This window comes from Streptomyces sp. NPDC051569, assembly GCF_044454085.1.
GTDB lineage: Bacteria > Actinomycetota > Actinomycetes > Streptomycetales > Streptomycetaceae > Streptomyces.
Genome location: NZ_JBITDJ010000005.1, coordinates 122,811 through 139,326 on the forward strand (window position 1 = coordinate 122,811; position 16,516 = coordinate 139,326).

General features: G+C 72.7%; 13 protein-coding genes. 3 read left to right on the forward strand and 10 right to left on the reverse strand.

All coding sequences use genetic code 11. The features are described 5' to 3' along the window. Positions 1-173 precede the first annotated feature (173 nt). Positions 174-797, reverse strand: coding sequence for a TetR family transcriptional regulator (locus tag ACIBAE_RS11170; protein WP_399283985.1), 624 nt, complete (start codon positions 795-797; stop codon positions 174-176). 94 nt (positions 798-891) lie between these two features. Here ACIBAE_RS11170 and ACIBAE_RS11175 point away from each other — a divergent pair, with 94 nt between their 5' ends. After that, complete coding sequence (locus tag ACIBAE_RS11175) at positions 892-1,932, forward strand: NAD(P)-dependent alcohol dehydrogenase (RefSeq protein ID WP_399283987.1); 1,041 nt, start codon at positions 892-894, stop codon at positions 1,930-1,932. Positions 1,933-2,122: 190 nt separating this feature from the next. On the opposite strand, the gene ACIBAE_RS11180 is transcribed toward ACIBAE_RS11175, so the two are convergent. Then, entirely contained in the window at positions 2,123-2,698 is a 576-nt protein-coding gene (locus tag ACIBAE_RS11180; RefSeq protein WP_399283988.1) for a histidine phosphatase family protein, read from the reverse strand. 96 nt (positions 2,699-2,794) lie between these two features. Then, the gene (locus tag ACIBAE_RS11185; protein WP_399283990.1) at positions 2,795-4,231 is read right to left on the reverse strand and encodes a PLP-dependent aminotransferase family protein; all 1,437 of its coding nucleotides are present in this window, start codon (positions 4,229-4,231) and stop codon (positions 2,795-2,797) included. On the opposite strand from ACIBAE_RS11185, the gene ACIBAE_RS11190 reads away from it, so the two are divergent. Continuing rightward, positions 4,230-5,126 carry a DMT family transporter gene (locus ACIBAE_RS11190; RefSeq protein ID WP_399283991.1) on the forward strand — a complete coding sequence of 299 codons (897 nt, stop codon included), beginning with the start codon at positions 4,230-4,232 and terminating at the stop codon, positions 5,124-5,126. The genes ACIBAE_RS11185 and ACIBAE_RS11190 overlap by 2 nt on opposite strands. Positions 5,127-5,323: 197 nt before the next feature. Here the strand turns inward: ACIBAE_RS11190 and ACIBAE_RS11195 are convergent, their stop codons facing one another. Beyond that, positions 5,324-6,580 (reverse strand): glycoside hydrolase family 10 protein, encoded by a 1,257-nt coding sequence (locus ACIBAE_RS11195; protein WP_399284267.1) that lies wholly within the window; start codon positions 6,578-6,580, stop codon positions 5,324-5,326. Between the two features lie 259 nt (positions 6,581-6,839). Between ACIBAE_RS11195 and ACIBAE_RS11200 the strand changes: the two genes are divergently transcribed. Further along, positions 6,840-7,700, forward strand: a complete 861-nt coding sequence (locus ACIBAE_RS11200) for a 3-hydroxybutyryl-CoA dehydrogenase (protein ID WP_399284269.1) — start codon at positions 6,840-6,842, stop codon at positions 7,698-7,700. A gap of 128 nt (positions 7,701-7,828) precedes the next feature. Here the strand turns inward: ACIBAE_RS11200 and ACIBAE_RS11205 are convergent, their stop codons facing one another. The 6 genes from ACIBAE_RS11205 to ACIBAE_RS11230 form a co-directional block, all read right to left on the reverse strand. Further along, positions 7,829-8,359 (reverse strand): NUDIX hydrolase, encoded by a 531-nt coding sequence (locus ACIBAE_RS11205; RefSeq protein ID WP_399283993.1) that lies wholly within the window; start codon positions 8,357-8,359, stop codon positions 7,829-7,831. Positions 8,360-8,411: 52 nt separating this feature from the next. Further along, complete coding sequence (locus ACIBAE_RS11210) at positions 8,412-9,752, reverse strand: transcriptional regulator (protein WP_399283995.1); 1,341 nt, start codon at positions 9,750-9,752, stop codon at positions 8,412-8,414. 301 nt (positions 9,753-10,053) lie between these two features. Next, positions 10,054-11,190, reverse strand: a complete 1,137-nt coding sequence (locus ACIBAE_RS11215) for a PP2C family protein-serine/threonine phosphatase (protein WP_399283997.1) — start codon at positions 11,188-11,190, stop codon at positions 10,054-10,056. A 307-nt stretch (positions 11,191-11,497) separates the two neighbouring features. Then, positions 11,498-14,026 carry a phenylalanine--tRNA ligase subunit beta gene (gene pheT, locus ACIBAE_RS11220; protein ID WP_399283999.1) on the reverse strand — a complete coding sequence of 843 codons (2,529 nt, stop codon included), beginning with the start codon at positions 14,024-14,026 and terminating at the stop codon, positions 11,498-11,500. Beyond that, on the reverse strand, positions 14,026-15,162 hold the full coding sequence (gene pheS / locus ACIBAE_RS11225; protein ID WP_399284001.1) for a phenylalanine--tRNA ligase subunit alpha: 1,137 nt from the start codon (positions 15,160-15,162) through the stop codon (positions 14,026-14,028). Before pheS ends, pheT begins: the two co-directional genes overlap by 1 nt. Before the next feature lie 115 nt (positions 15,163-15,277). Then, positions 15,278-16,468: an ATP-binding protein gene (locus ACIBAE_RS11230; protein WP_399284003.1), complete on the reverse strand. Its 1,191-nt coding sequence runs from the start codon at positions 16,466-16,468 to the stop codon at positions 15,278-15,280. Positions 16,469-16,516 lie beyond the last annotated feature (48 nt).

Here is a 16,516-nt window from a genome sequence, read left to right on the forward strand (position 1 = left end):
GGCCCGGCTCCAGGGGCGGGATCGCCTCGAACGGGACCTGTACATCCGGGCGACGGTACCGGGCCCGCGCGCCCCGCAGGAGGAAGCAGCCGCAGTCCCGGCGTGAGACCTGGGCTCCGGTCCTGGCCGGAGCCCAGGCACCGTGCGTGAGTGTCACCAGGGGTTGGTGGCAGTCATGAGGGGGATGCGTCGCCTCTGCCGGTCGCGGTGGCGCTGCGGACGGTGGCGCTGCGGACGCAGTCGCGGAGCAGGGCGCGGCGCCGGTCATGCACGTCATCGGGTTCTCGGCTGCTGGCCGCGTACACGTTGCTGACCGGTGACCAGGCCATGGACATGGCGATGACCATGGCCATGATGTCGAACGGGTCACCCGCGCGGACCCGCCCGGCGTCCTGGGCTTCGGCGATGGCCGTGAGCTTGCGGTCGTCGTAGTGCTGGTGGGTCTCGACGAGGTGCCCGGCAGGCCGGCGCTCCAGTCGTGTCCAGGTCGCCAGCCGGATGAGGTCGGGGCGGCGCAGGTATTCGTCGTAGAGACGCACGGCCCACTCCGCGAGATCGTCGGCGTCGATGGGCACGACGTCGGTGATGCGCTCCAGCGAGCTGAGGAAGATCGCGTCGAAGAGTCGTTCCTTGTCGCCGAAGTAGGCGTAGAGCTGCGCCTTGTTGGTGCGCGCTGCCGTCACGATGCGTTCGATGCGTGCCCCGGCGATGCCGTGCTGGGCAAATTCTTCGGTGGCGGCGTCCAGGATGCGCTGGTAGGTCGCGGCGCCTCGCGAGGTCTGGGGCTGTTCCGGCATGACCGCATCTTATCAAACAGAACAGTTGGTTTGCCTTGCCGCACGGGCCCGTTTAAGCTGCGGCAGACCGAACAGTCTGTTTAAGGAGTCACGTATGCGAACGACCACCGGATGGCGGGCGGCCGGCCCGACGGCGCTGCGGCGCACGTCGCTGGAGCGCCGTGACCTGCGCCCGGACGACATCGCGGTGCGGGTCGACTACTGCGGCGTGTGCCACAGCGACCTGCACGCCCTGCACGACTACGACCAGCACACGAACGCGCCCCTGGTGCCCGGTCACGAATTCACCGGCGTGGTGGCCGGGATCGGATCGGAGGTGACCACCTTCTCGGTCGGTGACAGCGTCGCGGTGGGCAACATCGTCGACTCCTGCGGCGTGTGCGCCATGTGCGAAGCCGGACAGGAGAATTTCTGCCACTCCTTCCCGACTCTGACCTACGGCGGCACCGACCGTCAGGACGGGTCGACCACCCTGGGCGGCTACTCCCGCGAGTACGTCGTGCGCGACACCTTCGCCTACCCGCTCCCCTCCGGCCTCGACCCGGCCGCAGCCGCCCCGCTGATGTGCGCCGGCGTCACCGTCTGGGAACCCCTGCGCCACCTCGGCGTGGGCCCCGGCAGTCGCGTCGCCGTGGCCGGGCTCGGCGGCCTGGGCCACCTCGCGGTCAAGATGGCCGTGGCACTCGGCGCCACCACGACCGTCATCAGCCGCACCCAGGACAAGCGCGACGACGCCCGCGAACTCGGTGCCCACGACCTCATCGACTCCACCGACACCGAGCGGATGGCCACGGCACGCGACACCTTCGACGTCGTGATCGACACCATCTCCGCCCCTCACGACCTCGCCCCGTATCTGAAGCTGGTGGCGATGGACGGCACCCTCAGCCTCCTCGGGTACCTGGGCCCCGTCACCGTCGAGGCCACGGACCTGCTCATCGGCCGCAAGAAGCTCAGCTCCGCGGGCAGCGGAGGCCGCTCGGCGACGGCCGAGATGCTCCAATTCTGCGCCGACCACAGCATCGCCGCCGACATCGAAGTACTCCCGTCGTCACAGGTGGACACGGCACTCGACCGCCTCCGGCGCAACGACGTCCGCTACCGCTTCGTGCTCGACATGTCCGACCTGGACTGAAGAGACGGTCGGCCGGGCCATGGCGTGCGGGCCGGACGGCGGCGCGTGCGAGCCGGACGGCGGCGGGAGCGGGGCCGGACGGCGGCGGGAGCGGTCCCGGCACCGAGCGCCGCCCGACGACGTCGCGCCGTCCGCCCCGGTCCTCGCCCGGAGCAGCGCCCCGCCGGGTGCCCGGGCAGCCGGGCAGCCCTCATCCGCCCGCGCCCAGGTGCAGGTTCCAGCGGCCCGGGGCACCGGTCAGGGTGACGGTCGACAGGGGGCGGACGTCCACGTACCAGTACGTACGGGGCGGTGCCTTCAGCGCGTACACCAAGGCGGCCCGTACGACGGCCGGTTCGGCGACCGCGACGATGGCGGTGATGTCCTCGGCGGGCCGGGTGTCCAGCCAGCCCCCTATCCGCGAGATGAAGGCCAGCAGGGGTTCGCCGCCGTGCGGGGCGGCGCGCGGGTCGGCGAGCCAGGCGTCGAGCGCTGCGGGTTCACGGGCCGCCACCTCGGAGAAGGTGAAGCCGCGCCAGCGGCCCATGTCGCAGTCGCGCAGGGCCGGTTGGACGAGCGGCGCGTAGCCGAGGGCGTCGCCGGTGGCGCGGCTGCGCAGCGTCGGCGAGCAGTAGCGGAGGTCGGCGGCGGCGAGCGGGATCAGGGCGTGGGCGACCCGCTGCATGTCGTGCCAGCCGGCCCGGTCGAGGGGACGGTCGTCGTCGAAGCGCTCGTCGTACAGATCCGAGCTGCGAGCGGCGGCGACCAACGTGACCCGAACACCCATGGCGTGATCGTGGATCCGAAAGCGGTGCCGGTCAAGAGGCGTGTGACGGACCGTGGGCCAACGGTTGGCAAAGCGCTGCGGGGCCCACGGGCCCGGTCAGCCGAGCGTCTCCTCGCAGGCGGTACGGAGCCGCCTCACCCCCTCGGTGAGTTCGGCGGGCCCCGCCGCCGCCGCGAAACTCAGCCGCAGGTGGGCGGCGGGCGGCTCCGCGCCGAAGTAGGGGCGTCCCGGGGCGACGGCGACGCCCGCGCGCAGGGCGTCGGAGACGACGGCCCGCTCATCGGTGCCGTCCGGAAGACGGACCCAGAGGTGGTAGCCGCCGGACGGGACGTACGGGAGCGCCAGCTCGGGCAGTTCGGTGCGCAAGGCGGCGGTCAGGGTGTCCCGGCGGGTCTTCAGCGCGGCGGAGACGGCGCGCAGATGGCGGTTCCAGGCGGCGGATCCCACCAGTTCCAGTACCGCTTCCTGCAGCGGGCGCGGGACGAAGAAGGTGTCGACGACATGGATGGCACGCAGCCGCTCCCGTACCGGGCCGCGCGCCACGAGCCCGCCGACCCGCAGACTCGGGGAGGTCGGTTTGGTGAGCGAGCAGACGTGCACGACGACCCCGTCCGGGTCGTCGGCGGCGAGCGGCGCGGGCAGCGGGCCCGCGTCCGCGTGCGCCATCCGCCGCGCGAAGTCGTCCTCGACGATGAAGGCCCCGGCCTCCCGGGCGATCCGCAGCACTTCCGGGCGGCGGGCCGGGGAGAGGACGGCGCCGGTGGGGTTCTGGAAGAGCGGCTGGCAGACGAAGACCCGCGCGCCCGTGGCCCGGAAGGCGGCGGCGAGCAGTTCCGGCCGTACCCCGTCGGGATCCACCGGCACCGGTACGGGCCGCAGGCCGGCGGCGCGGGCGATCGCCAGCATCCCCGGGTAGGTGGGGGATTCGACGAGGACGGGCGCGCCGGGCGGGGCGAGCGCCCGCAGCGCGGTGGTCAGGGCGCTCTGGCCGCCCGCGGTGACGAGGACTTCGGAGGGTGCCCGGGTGTCGCCGATCCCCCGGGCGAACCATTCGCGCAGCTCGGGGAGTCCGTCGGTGGGGGGCCGGCCCCAGGCGCCCGGACGGCGGCCCGCCCGGGCCAGGGCGGCGGCCATCGCCTGTTCCGGCTGGAGCGAGGGGTGCAGATAGCCGCCGTTGAACTCGATGACGCCGGGCGGCGGAGCGGCGAGCGTGACCAGGACGCCGGAGGCGTCGACGGTGCGCGGGACGAGTTCGGTGGCGGCGTGGGCGCTGAGGGCGACCTCCTGCCAGGAGGTGTCGCCGGGCGGCGGGGTGTCGGGCCTGGCGGGCGCGCGGAAAGCTCCGGCGCCGGGGCGGGTGACGACCAGGCCCTGTGCGGCGAGTCGGGCGAGGGCGCGGGAGACGGTCACCGGGGAGACCCGGTAGCGCTCGACCAGCTCTCTGCTCGATGGCAGCTTTCCACCGGGCGAGTAGCGATTCAGCTCATTTTTCAGGGAGTTCGCCAACTCGGCCACGCTGCTACGCTCTTGCATGACAGCACAGGATAGCGCTACTCGTGACGGCTCGATAGCGGTCGGCGGCGGCACCCTCATGGCGGCACTGGGCATCGTCGCCTTCTCGCTCACCTTCCCGTCCACCGCCTGGGGCCTGGAGAGCTTCGGCCCCTGGTCCCTCGTCGCCGTCCGCGGCGCGCTCGCCGCGCTCCTCGCGGGCGGCTTTCTGCTGACGCTGCGCGTCCCGGTCCCCGCACGCCGGCACTGGGCCGGACTCGCCGTGGTCGGCGGTGGCGTGGTGGTGGGTTTCCCCCTGCTGACGACGCTGGCGCTGGAGACGTCCACCACCTCGCACGCGGCGGTGGTGGTCGGGCTGCTGCCGCTCACCACGGCCGCGTTCGCCGCCGTCCGCACGGGCGGCCGGCCCTCCCGTACCTTCTGGCTGGCCGCCCTCGCCGGCGCGGCCGTCGTGATCGCTTTCGCCGTCCAGCAGAGCGGCGGAGCGCTCTCCGGCGGCGATCTGTATCTCTTCGGCGCGCTGCTGGTGTGCGCGGCGGGTTATACGGAGGGCGGCAGGCTGGCCCGGTTCATGCCCGGCTGGCAGGTGATCGGCTGGGCGCTGATCGGGTGTCTGCCGCTCTCGGTGGCGGGCGCGGTGACCGCCCTGTCCTTCGAGCCGGTACGGCTGACGGCCCACGGGTTGCTCGGGCTCGGCTGGGTCGCGGCCGGCTCGACCTTCTTCGGTCTCTACGTCTGGTACCGGGGGATGGCGGCGATCGGCATCGCCAGAGCCAGCCAGCTCCAGCTGGCCCAGCCGCTGCTGACACTGGTCTGGTCGGTGCTGCTGCTCGGTGAACACCTCACGCTCGCGGCGACGGTGGCGGCGGTGGCCGTGCTGGTCTGCATCGCGGTCACCCAGCGGGCCGGGACCTGACCGCCCCCGTACGCCCGACCTCCGATGTACACCCGGTGCAGTCGTACGCCTGGCCGCCGCCCCGAGCCCGGCGACCGCCGTACGCCCGGCAGGCCGGGGGCCGCACCTCCCGCCGTCCCATACCTACCGCCGGGGCCGCCGGGCCGCCGGGGCCGCCGGGCCGCCGGGCCGCCGGGCCGCCGGGGCCCCGGCGCTCCCTAACCGGCCGACACCCGCGCCGGTTTGCCGTAGTGGTCCGCGACCACCCTCGCCATCGCCCCGATCGGGTCCGCGCGGACCTCCTTCCCGGAGAAGTAGCAGTGGCCGCGCACCCCTGGGAACTTCTTGGCGAGGGTGAGGTGACGGGACAGCTCGGCCGGATCCTGCCAGGCGGCCGGCTGAGCCGGGTCCCCGGCCTTGTAGAGCGCCTCACCGATGTACAGATCGACGCCCGTCCCCCGGACGACCCCGTCCCACCAGCGCACGAGTTTCGCGTAATCGGCGGCCGCGAAACCGATGTTCCAGTACACCTGCGGGGCGATGTAGTCGATCCAGCCGTGCTTGACCCATGCGCGGGTGTCGGCGTGCAGATCGTCATAGGTCTGCACACCGGCCCGGGTGTCCGAGCCGGCCGGGTCGGTGGCCGCGTTGCGCCACACCCCGAACGGGCTGATCCCGAAGCGCACGTCCTTCTTGATCTTCTTGATCCGTTCGGCGGTCTCCCGCACCAGCCGGTCCGTGTTGTCCCGCCGCCACGCCGCCTTGTCCGGGAAGCCCGCGCCGTACCGCTTGTACGCCGCGTCGTCCGCGAAGACCTGCCCGGCGACCGGATACGGGTAGAAGTAGTCGTCCCAGTGCACGGCGTCGATGTCGTAGCGCCGGACGGCGTCCAGCATGGCGTCCTGCACGAAGCTCCTGACCTCGGGCAGGCCGGGGTTGTAGTAGAGCTTCCCGCCGTACGGCAGGACCCACTCCGGGTGCAGCCTGGCCGGGTGCTTCTTGCTCAGCAGCGACGGATCGGTGTGGTTCGCGACGCGGTACGGGTTGAACCAGGCGTGCAGCTCCAGCCCGCGCGCGTGCGCCTCGCGTACCGCCGTACCCAGCGGGTCCCAGCCGGGGTCCTTGCCCTGGGTGCCGGTAAGACATTCCGACCAGGGCTCGTACGGCGACGGCCACAGCGCGTCCGCCGCCGGCCGGACCTGGAAGACGACGGCGTTCAGCTTGCGGGCCACGGCGGTGTCGAGGTGCCTGACCAGCTCGGCACGCTGCTGACTCGCCGTCAGCCCGGGCTTCGACGGCCAGTCCAGATTGGCGACGGTCGCCAGCCACACGCCGCGCAGTCCGGGGCGCGGGGCGTGGTGCCGGGGTCCCGGAGTGCGGTGGCCGGGGGCCGCCACGGCGGCGTCGGCGGCCAGCGCCGAGGCCACCACTCCCGCCGCGGCCGCCACCAGGCTTCTGCGGCCGATCCGCCCGATGTCCCTCGCCACGCCCTGTGTCGCGCCCTGTGTCGCGCCCTGTGTCACGCCCTGTCCCATGCGCTGTCCCTTGTTCGGTGTGAGGCCGGCGCGGACCGTTCCGGCTGCGGGCGGCCCGCCGTGTCCGCTGAGCATGCCCGCCCCGGCCCGTGGTCCACACACCCCGGCGGAGTAACGTCGTGCGGCGAGGCGGGCGCCGGAACCATGCGGGGGACCTGCCGGGACACGGACCAGCGAAAGGCACGATGTGACCGACTCCCTGACCGACATCGCCCGCGTAGGAGTGGTGGGCTGCGGCCAGATGGGCGCAGGCATCGCGGAGGTCGCCGCCCGCAGCGGCCTTGAGGTGAAGGTCGCCGAGACCACCGGCGAAGCCCTGGAGATCGGCCGCACCCGGCTCCACAACTCGCTCTCGAAGGCCGCCGAACGCGGCAAGATCACCGAGGCGGAGCGGGACGCGACCCTCGGCAGGCTCAGCTTCACCACCGACCTCGGGGAGTTCGCCGACCGCGACCTCGTCATCGAGGCCGTCGTCGAGAACGAGCAGGTCAAGACCGAGATCTTCCGGGTGCTCGATCAGGTGGTGACCCGCCCCGACGCGATCCTGGCCTCCAACACCTCGTCCATCCCGCTGGTCAAGCTGGCCGTCGCGACCTCCCGCCCCGACCAGGTCATCGGGATCCACTTCTTCAACCCGGCCCCGGTGCAGAAGCTCGTCGAGCTGATCCCCGCCCTGACGACCTCCGACGAGACGGTCCAGCGGGCCGAGACCGTGGTCCGGCGCGTGCTCGGCAAGCACCCGATCCGCGCCCAGGACCGCTCGGGCTTCGTGGTGAACGCGCTGCTCATCCCGTATCTGCTCTCCGCGATCCGGATGTTCGAGTCGGGCATCGCGAGCCGCGAGGACATCGACAACGGCATGGAGCTGGGCTGCGCCCATCCGATGGGCCCGCTCAAGTTGTCCGATCTGATCGGCCTGGACACGGTGGCCTCGGTCGCCGACTCGATGTACGCGGAGTACAAGGAGCCGCTGTACGCCGCTCCCCCGCTGCTCCAGCGGATGGTCGACGCGGGCCGCCTCGGCCGGAAGACGGGCGCGGGCTTCTACCCGTACTCCTGAAAGCTCCCAGCCCCGGAGTACCGGAGTGCCTGAGTACCGGAGTGTGCGAGCCCTGACCCCCCGCAGCCCTCCGACGATCCCGGGCCGGCAGCGGTACGTCTCCGTACCACCGCCGGCCCGGACGGCAGCTATCCCAGCCGTATGTGATGGAGCATCAGCAGGCCGGCCGCCATGTTGGCCGCCGGGATCTCGCCCCGGGCGATCAGGTCCGGCACCAGCTTGAGCGGGACCCACTCCCGGCGGGAGGACTCGAAGTCGTCCTGCGGAGGTCCGGTGTACGTGGCTTCCTCCGCCCAGTAGAGATGGTGGCGGGCATCGGTCAGACCGTTGGACGGCTCGACCGTGAGCAGATGCCGGAGCGGGCCGGGACGCCACCCGGTCTCCTCCTCCATCTCGCGCGCGGCCGCGCTCTCGATCTCCTCGCCGTCCTCGACGACCCCGGCCGCCAGTTCCCAGCCCCAGCTGTCGGTGATGAAGCGGTGCCGCCAGAGCAGCAGCACCTCGTTGGCCGCGTTGACCGCCGTCGCGACGGCGACCGGTCGGAGCCGGATGAGGTAGTGGTCCAGGTGACGGCCGTCGGGGAGTTCGACGTCTGCCAGATTGACCCGGAACCACCGGTTTTCATAGACGGTTTGTTCACTTAGCTTCGACCACTGCACGTTTCTGCCACCTTCCGACGCGTTGGTGGCAACATCGCAGCAGCAGGTCCACTCAGACCGGAACGCGCAGCGCCTCCCCGATGCGTTCGGCCGTCTCCACCGCGTCGGCGGATCCGCTGACCGCCAGCTGGTCCCGTACCTCCCGCAGCCGGTCCCGCAGCCGCCGCGACTCCATCCCCCTGGCCCGCTCGGCCATCTCGGCCGCCGTCCTGGCGGCCCGGTCCGCCTCGCCCTGACGCAGCTCGATATGGCTGAGCATGGCGAGCCGGTGGACCCGCCCCCGGTCGTGCGCGGGGGTGTCGACGGCCGCCGTGGCGTGCGTACGCGCGGCCGGCAGCTCCCCGAGACCGAGCAGCGCCTCCGCGACCTGTACGTTCACCAGGCCCGGCTGGACGTAGCCGGTCTCGGCCGGCTCGTGGCCCGGCCGGATGCGTTCCGCCTCCGTCTCCGCGCGCCGGATGCAGCGCAGCGCGCTGCTGCCGTCGCCGAGCCGCGCGTAGGCCTTGGCCTGCATCGCGTGCAGATCCGCGGCCAGCGCGGGGGTGATCTGGCGCCCGGCGGTCCGCAGCGCGGCCTCGGCGAAGGCGACGGCCTGGCGGTGCTCGTCCATGAACAGCGACTGGTTGACGAGCAGGGCGATCACATACGCGCCGAATCCCCGGTCGCCGCTGGCCTTGGCCAGCCGCAGCGCCTGGTGGAAGTAGCGCTGGGCGAGACCGGGGGCGTCGGAGTCGTACGCGCAGATACCGGCCACCGCGACCAGGCCGCCCGTGGCGCGGTGCAGTTGCCGGCCAAGGGCGTCGCTGTATCCGCCGCGCAGCAGGGGCGCGGTCTCGGCGTTGAGGAAGCCGACGATCCGGGCGCGGGTCGCGACCCCGCCCGTCCTCCGGTACATCAGCTCGTAGTGGGCCCTGGCGGACCGCAGCAGCTCGATGTCGGCGGGGCCGACCGTGGCCCGGCCGGTCCGCGAGACGTCGGAGTCCTCCGGTGGGTTCTCCCACTCCCAGACGGGCATGACGGCGGGGGTGCCGGTGACGGCGGGCGCCCCCACTATGTGCGGCCGTTGCTGTTCGTCGCAGCGCCACAACGCGGTGGCGCGTTCCATGAAACCCGCGAGCGGGGTGGCGCCCGGCGCGGGCGACTGCCCGGGTACCCCGAGTCCGATGTCGTCGAGGGCGAGCGGGCGGCCCAGCCGGTCACCGAGGACCGCGCAGATCAGATCGGGCACCTGGCCGCGCGGCCGCTGCCCCTTCAACCACCGTGCGACGGCGGTGTGTTCGTACCGCAGGGCGAGGCCCCGGGCCCGGCCCGCCTGGTTGACCCGGGCGGCGAGACCGGCGTGGGAGACGCCTGCCTCGTCGAGCAGGGAATCGAGCAGGCTGTTGGGCTGCATGTGCCCCTCCGGTGGCTCGGCCGACTCAGCGTAGTGGAACGGGAAACACACGGGGTGTGAACGCGATGCCCGTATCCGCGTCCCGCACACCCTGTCACCGGAGCCCTCGGAGCCGGTTGACTGAAGCACCTCGCAAGAGGTGGCCGGGCCGCCGGCTCCCCCTCGTACAGTGCGGCGGCCCGCAACCGCGTCGTCTGTCCTGCTGACCTGCCCGACACTCCGTGGCGGGGCAGACGACGCCGGCCGCACCGGCCACCACCGGCAAGGGCCCCACCGATACCGGCCACCGGCGATACCACCGCTACCGGGGGGAGATCGCCCGGCGGGTCCGCCGGCGCGTCGCCGCCCCGCCGGACCGGACCGGCGTCGGCGAGCGGTCGTTGCGCAGGACGAGCAACGCCACATCGTCGGTGAGCCGCCCGCCGGTGTGCCGCAGCAGGTCCGTGTGCACCTGACGCACCACGGCCGCCGGGGACAGCGGTGGGCTGGAAGCCAGCTCCACGAGTGCTTCCCGGAGGCCGAAGAAACGTCCCGACGGGTCCCGGGCGTCCTCCGCCCCGTCGGTGTGCAGGAACAGCGTCTCGCCGGGCCGCAGTTGCCCGCAGCGGTGCGGCGGGAGCACGGCGGGCAGCGGAAAGGCGCCCAGGGGCGGCAGCGGCTCCCCGGTGGTCAGCGGTACGGCGCGCTCGCCGAGCCGGTAGGGCCACGGATGCCCGCAGTTGAGGGCCCGTACGGCCGCGTCGTCCCCGATCTCCAGCAGGAGGACGGTCACGAACTCCTCGGCCGTCGGGCGGTCCGGCTCCCGCCGCGCCAGGTCCCGCACATGGCGCTGGTGCGCGCGCTCCAGCCTGCGCAGGACGCCGTCGAGTCGTGCCTCGTCGTGGGCGGCCTCCCGGAAGCTGCCGAGGACGGCGGCCACCGCGCCGATCGCGGCCAGTCCGTGGCCGCGTACGTCCCCGATGACGACGCGGACACCGTACGGCGTGGCCACCGCCTCGTACAGGTCACCGCCGACCTCGGCGCCACGGGAGGCGGAGAGCTGGCGGGCGGCGAGCGTCAGCCCGCCGAGGAGCGGCGGCAGCGGTCGGATCAGTACCTCCTGGGCGGCCTGCGCGACAGCGCGCGCCTCCCGCAACTCCCGGACGGGACCGCGCCGTACGCCCATCAGCAGGCATCCCACCACCAGCAGGAACGCCGCGCAGGTCACGAGGCGCCAGGCGAGGCTGTCATGCCCGGCCAAGGGGCAGGTCAGCTCCCAGGCGACCACCAGCGCGAGCCAGAGGCCGGGGCCCGCCCAGTCGGTGAGGCGCCGGGCGGGCGGTGCGCCGGAGGATGCGTCGCCGTCCGCTTCCGCCCCGGTGCGGGCGGCCCCCGTACGTCCGGCCCTGGTACGGACGGTCCTCGTACGGACAGCCCTGAAACGGATCAAGCCGATCATGCCGTCGGCCCCTTTCGGCCGCCTGGCCGCCAGGCGTACGTCGACCGTTGCGGCCGGATCGTTGGTGTCGATGACCGTACGGGCCGGATCGATGGTGTCGATGACCGCCGTGGCCGGATCGATTGTCCGATCTCCCGTGCCCGTCGGCGTACCCCGCCGGGACTTCCCACCCGAACGAGTGAGGGGCGTGTCCGGAAAACCGGACACGCCCCTCCGTGGTCATCGCTCACGCGAGCGAACGCCAACAGTGCTGACACCACTCACGCGCTGACAACCCTGCCGGTGCCGACAGCGCCGACAGCGCTGATCAGGCCCCGCGCAGCGCGGCTCCCGTACGTTCGGCCGCGAGCGCCACCGCGGCGTCGCGGGCGGCCGTGGCCTCCTCGACCGTCAGCGTGCGGTCCGGGGCGCGGAAGCGGAGCGCGTACGCGAGGGACTTGCGTCCCTCCCCGATCTGCTCGCCGGTGAACACGTCGAACAGCCGAAGGGACTCAAGGAGTGCCCCCGCGCCCTCCTGCAGCGCCTTCTCCACCTCGGCGGCCGGCACGTCGGACGCGACGACGAGCGCCACATCCTGCGTGGCGACCGGGTAGCTGGAGATGCGCGGCGCCTGGAGCGCGCCGGTACCCGCCTGCTCCAGCAGGTCCAGTTCGACCTCCATGGCGCAGGTGCGCTCGGGCAGGCCGAGCGCCTTGACGACGCGCGGGTGCAGCTCTCCGGCGTGGCCGACGAGCGTCTCCTCGCCGTTCACCGTGGCGAACAGCGCCGCGCACCGGCCCGGGTGCCACGGCTCGTACCGGTCGGCGCGGACGACGAGGTCGACGCCCGCCTCGCGGGCGACGGTACGGGCCGCCTCGACGGCGTCCGCCCAGTCGGCCGGGCGGCCCTTGCCCCACCAGCCGGCCTGTTCGCGCGCACCGGTCAGGACGACGGCGGCGCGGCGCGGCTGGCGCGGCAGCGCGGCGTCGAGAGCGGCCACTTCCGCCTCGGTCGGGCGGCGGTCGACGGGCAGCCGTACCGGCACGGTCTCGTCACCGGTCGGCCGGAAGACCGAACCGGTCTCGAAGAGCGCCAGATCGTGCGAGCCGCGGCCGTCGTTGCGGCGCAGCGCGCCGAGCAGGCCCGGCAGCAGCGTGGTGCGCAGCGCCGGTTCCTCGTCGGAGAGCGGGTTGACCAGCTTGACGGTACGGCGCCGGGCGTCGTCGGCGGGCAGGCCAAAGGCGTCCAGTACCGCGTCGCCGGTGAACGGGTAGTTCAGTGCCTCGACGTATCCGGCGCCGGCCAGGGCGCGGCCGACGCGGCGGTGCAGGCGCTGCCGCTCGGTGAGCCCGCGGCCGGAGGGCGGGGTCGGCAGGGTGGAGGGGAGGTTCTCGTACCCCTCCAGGCGGATGACCTCCTCGGCGAGGTCGTTGGGCACGCCGAGGTCGGGGCGCCAGGACGGCACGGTGACGACCAGCTCGTCCTGTCCGTAGACGTCGCAGCCGACCTCCTGGAGGCGGCGTACGACGATCTCCCGGCCGTAACGGACACCCGCGACGCGGTCGGGGTGGTCGGCGGGCATGGTGATCGTGTGCGGCGCGGAGGGCGAGATGATCTCGGTGACGCCGGCCTCGGCGGAACCGCCGGCGAGCAGCACCAGCAGGTCGACGGTCCGCTGTGCGGCGGCGGCCGCCGCCTCGGGGTCGGCGCCGCGCTCGAAGCGCTTGGACGCCTCGGAGGCCAGCTTGTGGCGGCGCGCGGTGCGGGCGATGGAGATCGCGTCGAAGTGCGCGGCCTCGATGACCACGTCGGTGGTGCCCCTGACCGCGCCCGTCTCCGGGTCGGTCTCGGGGTCGGCGATCTCGGTGTGCGCGCCGCCCATGACGCCCGCGAGGCCGATCGGCCCGCGGTCGTCGGTGATGACCAGGTCCTGGGCGTCCAGGACCCGGGTGACACCGTCGAGCGTGGTGATCTTCTCGCCGGCCTCGGCACGGCGGACGCCGATGGGCCCGTCGAGCCGGCTGCGGTCGTACGCGTGCAGGGGCTGGCCCAGCTCCAGCATCACGTAGTTGGTGATGTCCACGGCGAGCGAGACGGTGCGCATCCCGGCCTTCTGCAGCCGGCGGCGCAGCCAGATCGGCGAGCGGGCCTCGGGGTCGAGTCCGGTCACCGTGCGGGCCGTGAAGCGGTCGCAGCCGATCGGGTCGGCGATCTTCACGCCGTAGCCGAAGGAGTTCGGTGCGGGCACGTCGAGGAGCGCCGGGTCGCGCAGCGGCAGGCCGTACGCGGTGGCGGTCTCGCGGGCGATTCCGCGCAGGGAGAGGCCGTAGCCCCGGTCGGGCGTGACGGCGATGTCGAGGACCTCGTCGACCAGTTCCAGCAGCGCGATGGCGTCGGTGCCGGCCTCGTGCTCCGGCGGCAGGACGATGATGCCGCCCGAGCCGTCGTCGCCCATGCCCAGCTCGTCGCCGGAGCAGATCATGCCGTGCGAGGTCTTGCCGTACGTCTTGCGCGCGGCGATCGCGAAGTCGCCGGGCAGGACCGCGCCGGGCAGGACCACGACGACCTTGTCGCCGACGGTGAAGTTCCGGGCGCCGCAGACGATCTCCTGCGGCTCACCCGTGCCGTTGGCCGTGCCGACGTCGACGGTGCAGAAGCGGATGGGCTTCTTGAAGCCCTCCAGCTCCTCGATGGTGAGCACCTTGCCGACGACGAGGGGGCCCTTGAGGCCGGCGCCGAGCTGCTCGACGGCCTCGACCTCCAGACCGGCGGAGACGAGCTTGGCCTGCACGTCGCGGCCGGTCTCGGTGGCCGGCAGGTCGACGTATTCCCGCAGCCAGGAAAGCGGGACGCGCATCAGATCTCCATCCCGAAAGGCCGGGTGAAACGGACGTCACCCTCGACCATGTCTCGCATGTCTTCGACGTTGTGGCGGAACATCAGCATCCGTTCGATGCCGAACCCGAAGGCGAATCCGCTGTACTTCTCGGGGTCGACGCCGCAGGCGACGAGCACCTTGGGGTTGACCATGCCGCAGCCGCCCAGCTCGATCCAGCCCTCGCTGCCGCAGGTGCGGCAGGGCCGGTCGGGGTTGCCGACGGAGGCGCCACGGCACACGTAGCAGACCATGTCCATCTCGGCGGACGGCTCGGTGAAGGGGAAGAAGTGCGGGCGCAGCCGGGTCTTCATGTCCGCGCCGAAGAGCGCCTGGACCATGTGGTCCAGGGTGCCCTTGAGGTCGGCCATGGTGAGGCCCTCGTCGACGGCGAGCAGCTCGATCTGGTGGAAGACCGGGGTGTGCGTGGCGTCGAGTTCGTCGGTGCGGTAGACCCGCCCCGGGCAGACGACGTACACGGGCGGCTCGCGGTCGAGCAGGGTGCGGGCCTGGACCGGCGAGGTGTGCGTACGGAGCACCACACCGGAGCCGTCGGCGGCGTCGCCGGTCCCCGCGCCGGATCCCTGGACGAAGAAGGTGTCCTGCATCTGGCGCGCGGGGTGGTCGGGGAGGAAGTTGAGGGCGTCGAAGTTGAACCACTCCGCCTCGACCTCGGGCCCTTCCGCGATCTCGTAGCCCATGGCCACGAAGACGTCCGCGACCCGCTCCATGATCGTGGTCAGCGGGTGGCGGGCGCCGGCCGGGACGCGGTCGTACGGCAGCGTGACGTCCACCGCCTCCTCGACCAGCACGCGGGCGTCTCGGTCCGCCTCCAGCTCTGTCTGGCGGGCGGCGAGGGCCTTGTTGACGGCGCCGCGGGCCTGGCCCACGCGCTTGCCCGCCTCGGCCTTGGCCTGCGGCGGCAGCGCGCCGATCTCGCGGTTGGCGAGGGCGAGCGGCGAGGTACCTCCGGTGTGCGCGGTCTTCGCGTGAGCGAGCGCGTCGAGGTCACCGGCGGCGGCGAAGGCGGCGACCGCCTCGTCCCGCAGGCGCTCGATCTCTTCCGGTTTCAGTGCCTCGACCTCGACTGGGTCGTACGACTTGTTGGGTGCCGACATCTCTTCCCGTACTTCCGTTTGGCTGGCGAAACGACCCTGCTCGATCGCTGAGGGCGCAAAGGTGCCAAAGGTCGAGTCTAAAGGCCGTACGAAGGTGAAGAAGCCCGCGGGCCGCTCAGGTCAGATAGGCCGGAGCGCCGACGGGCAGGATAAATCGGAACTGGGCACCGCCGCCGGGTCCTCGGCCGACGGTGATCGTCCCGCCGTGCACCTCGACGATGCCTTTGACGATATACAGGCCGAGGCCCGTCCCGCCGCGCTTGCTCCCCCGCCAGAAGCGGGTGAAGACACGGCCCATCGACTCCTCGGGGATGCCGGGGCCCTCGTCGCACACGGTGACGGCCGTTCCCTTCGTCACGTTCTCCGCGTGCTGGATGTACGCGGCTGCCACCTCGATGGTGACGGTTCCCTCCCCGTGGCGCACCGCGTTTTCCAGCAGGTTGCCGAGGACCTGGTCGATCTTGTCAGGGTCCGCCCAGAGATCGGGCAGCGGCTGCAGGACGCGTACGAGGAAACGGTCCGCCGACTGCCCGGACGCGACGTGGGCCTGGACATGGCGGCCGATCGCCGCGCCGATGTCGACCGGCTGGCGGCGCACCTCCATCCGGCCCGAGTCGATCCGGGAGATGTCGAGCAGTTCCGTGATCAGCCGGGTGACGCGATCGGCGTCGGCGTCGACGGTCTCCAGCATCAGCCGCTTCTGGTCGTCGGTGAAACGTTCCCACTTGGCGAGCAGCGTCGCCGTGAAGCCCTTGACCGAGGTGAGCGGGGAGCGCAGCTCGTGCGCGACGGTGGCGATCAGCTCCGCGTGGCTGCGCTCGGTGCGGCGCCGCGCCTCGGTGCCACGGATGCAGATGACCAGCCGCTGGACGGGGCCCTGCGGGTACGCGCGCACGTAGCGGGCGGAGACCAGGACCTCCCGGCCGCCGGGGAGCAGCAGATTGCGCTCCGGCTGGCCCACCCGGGTGGCGAGCCCGCCGTACGGATCGGTCAGCGTCCACCAGCGGTGGCCTTCCAGGTCCGTCAGCGGCAGGGCCCGGTCCAGCGGCAGCCCGAGGGCGTCCGGGACCGGTACGGCGGTGATGCGGGCGGCGGCGGCGTTGAAGCAGATCACCCGGCCCGTCGCGTCGGCGACGACCAGTCCGTCGGGCAGGTCGTCAGGATCGATCGCGGACGCGCCGGATCCGGTCCCCGGCACGTTCACGGCCTCGCCCGTGACGGCCTCACCCGCGCCCGTCACGGCCTCACCGGAAGCACCCGGAACCGGCCCCTGGACCGCGGCGGGTCCGCTCGTCCCGACAGTCATCCCCCTACCCCACCTCTTCCGCGTAGCTCAGTGGGTCCCCGAAGGCGC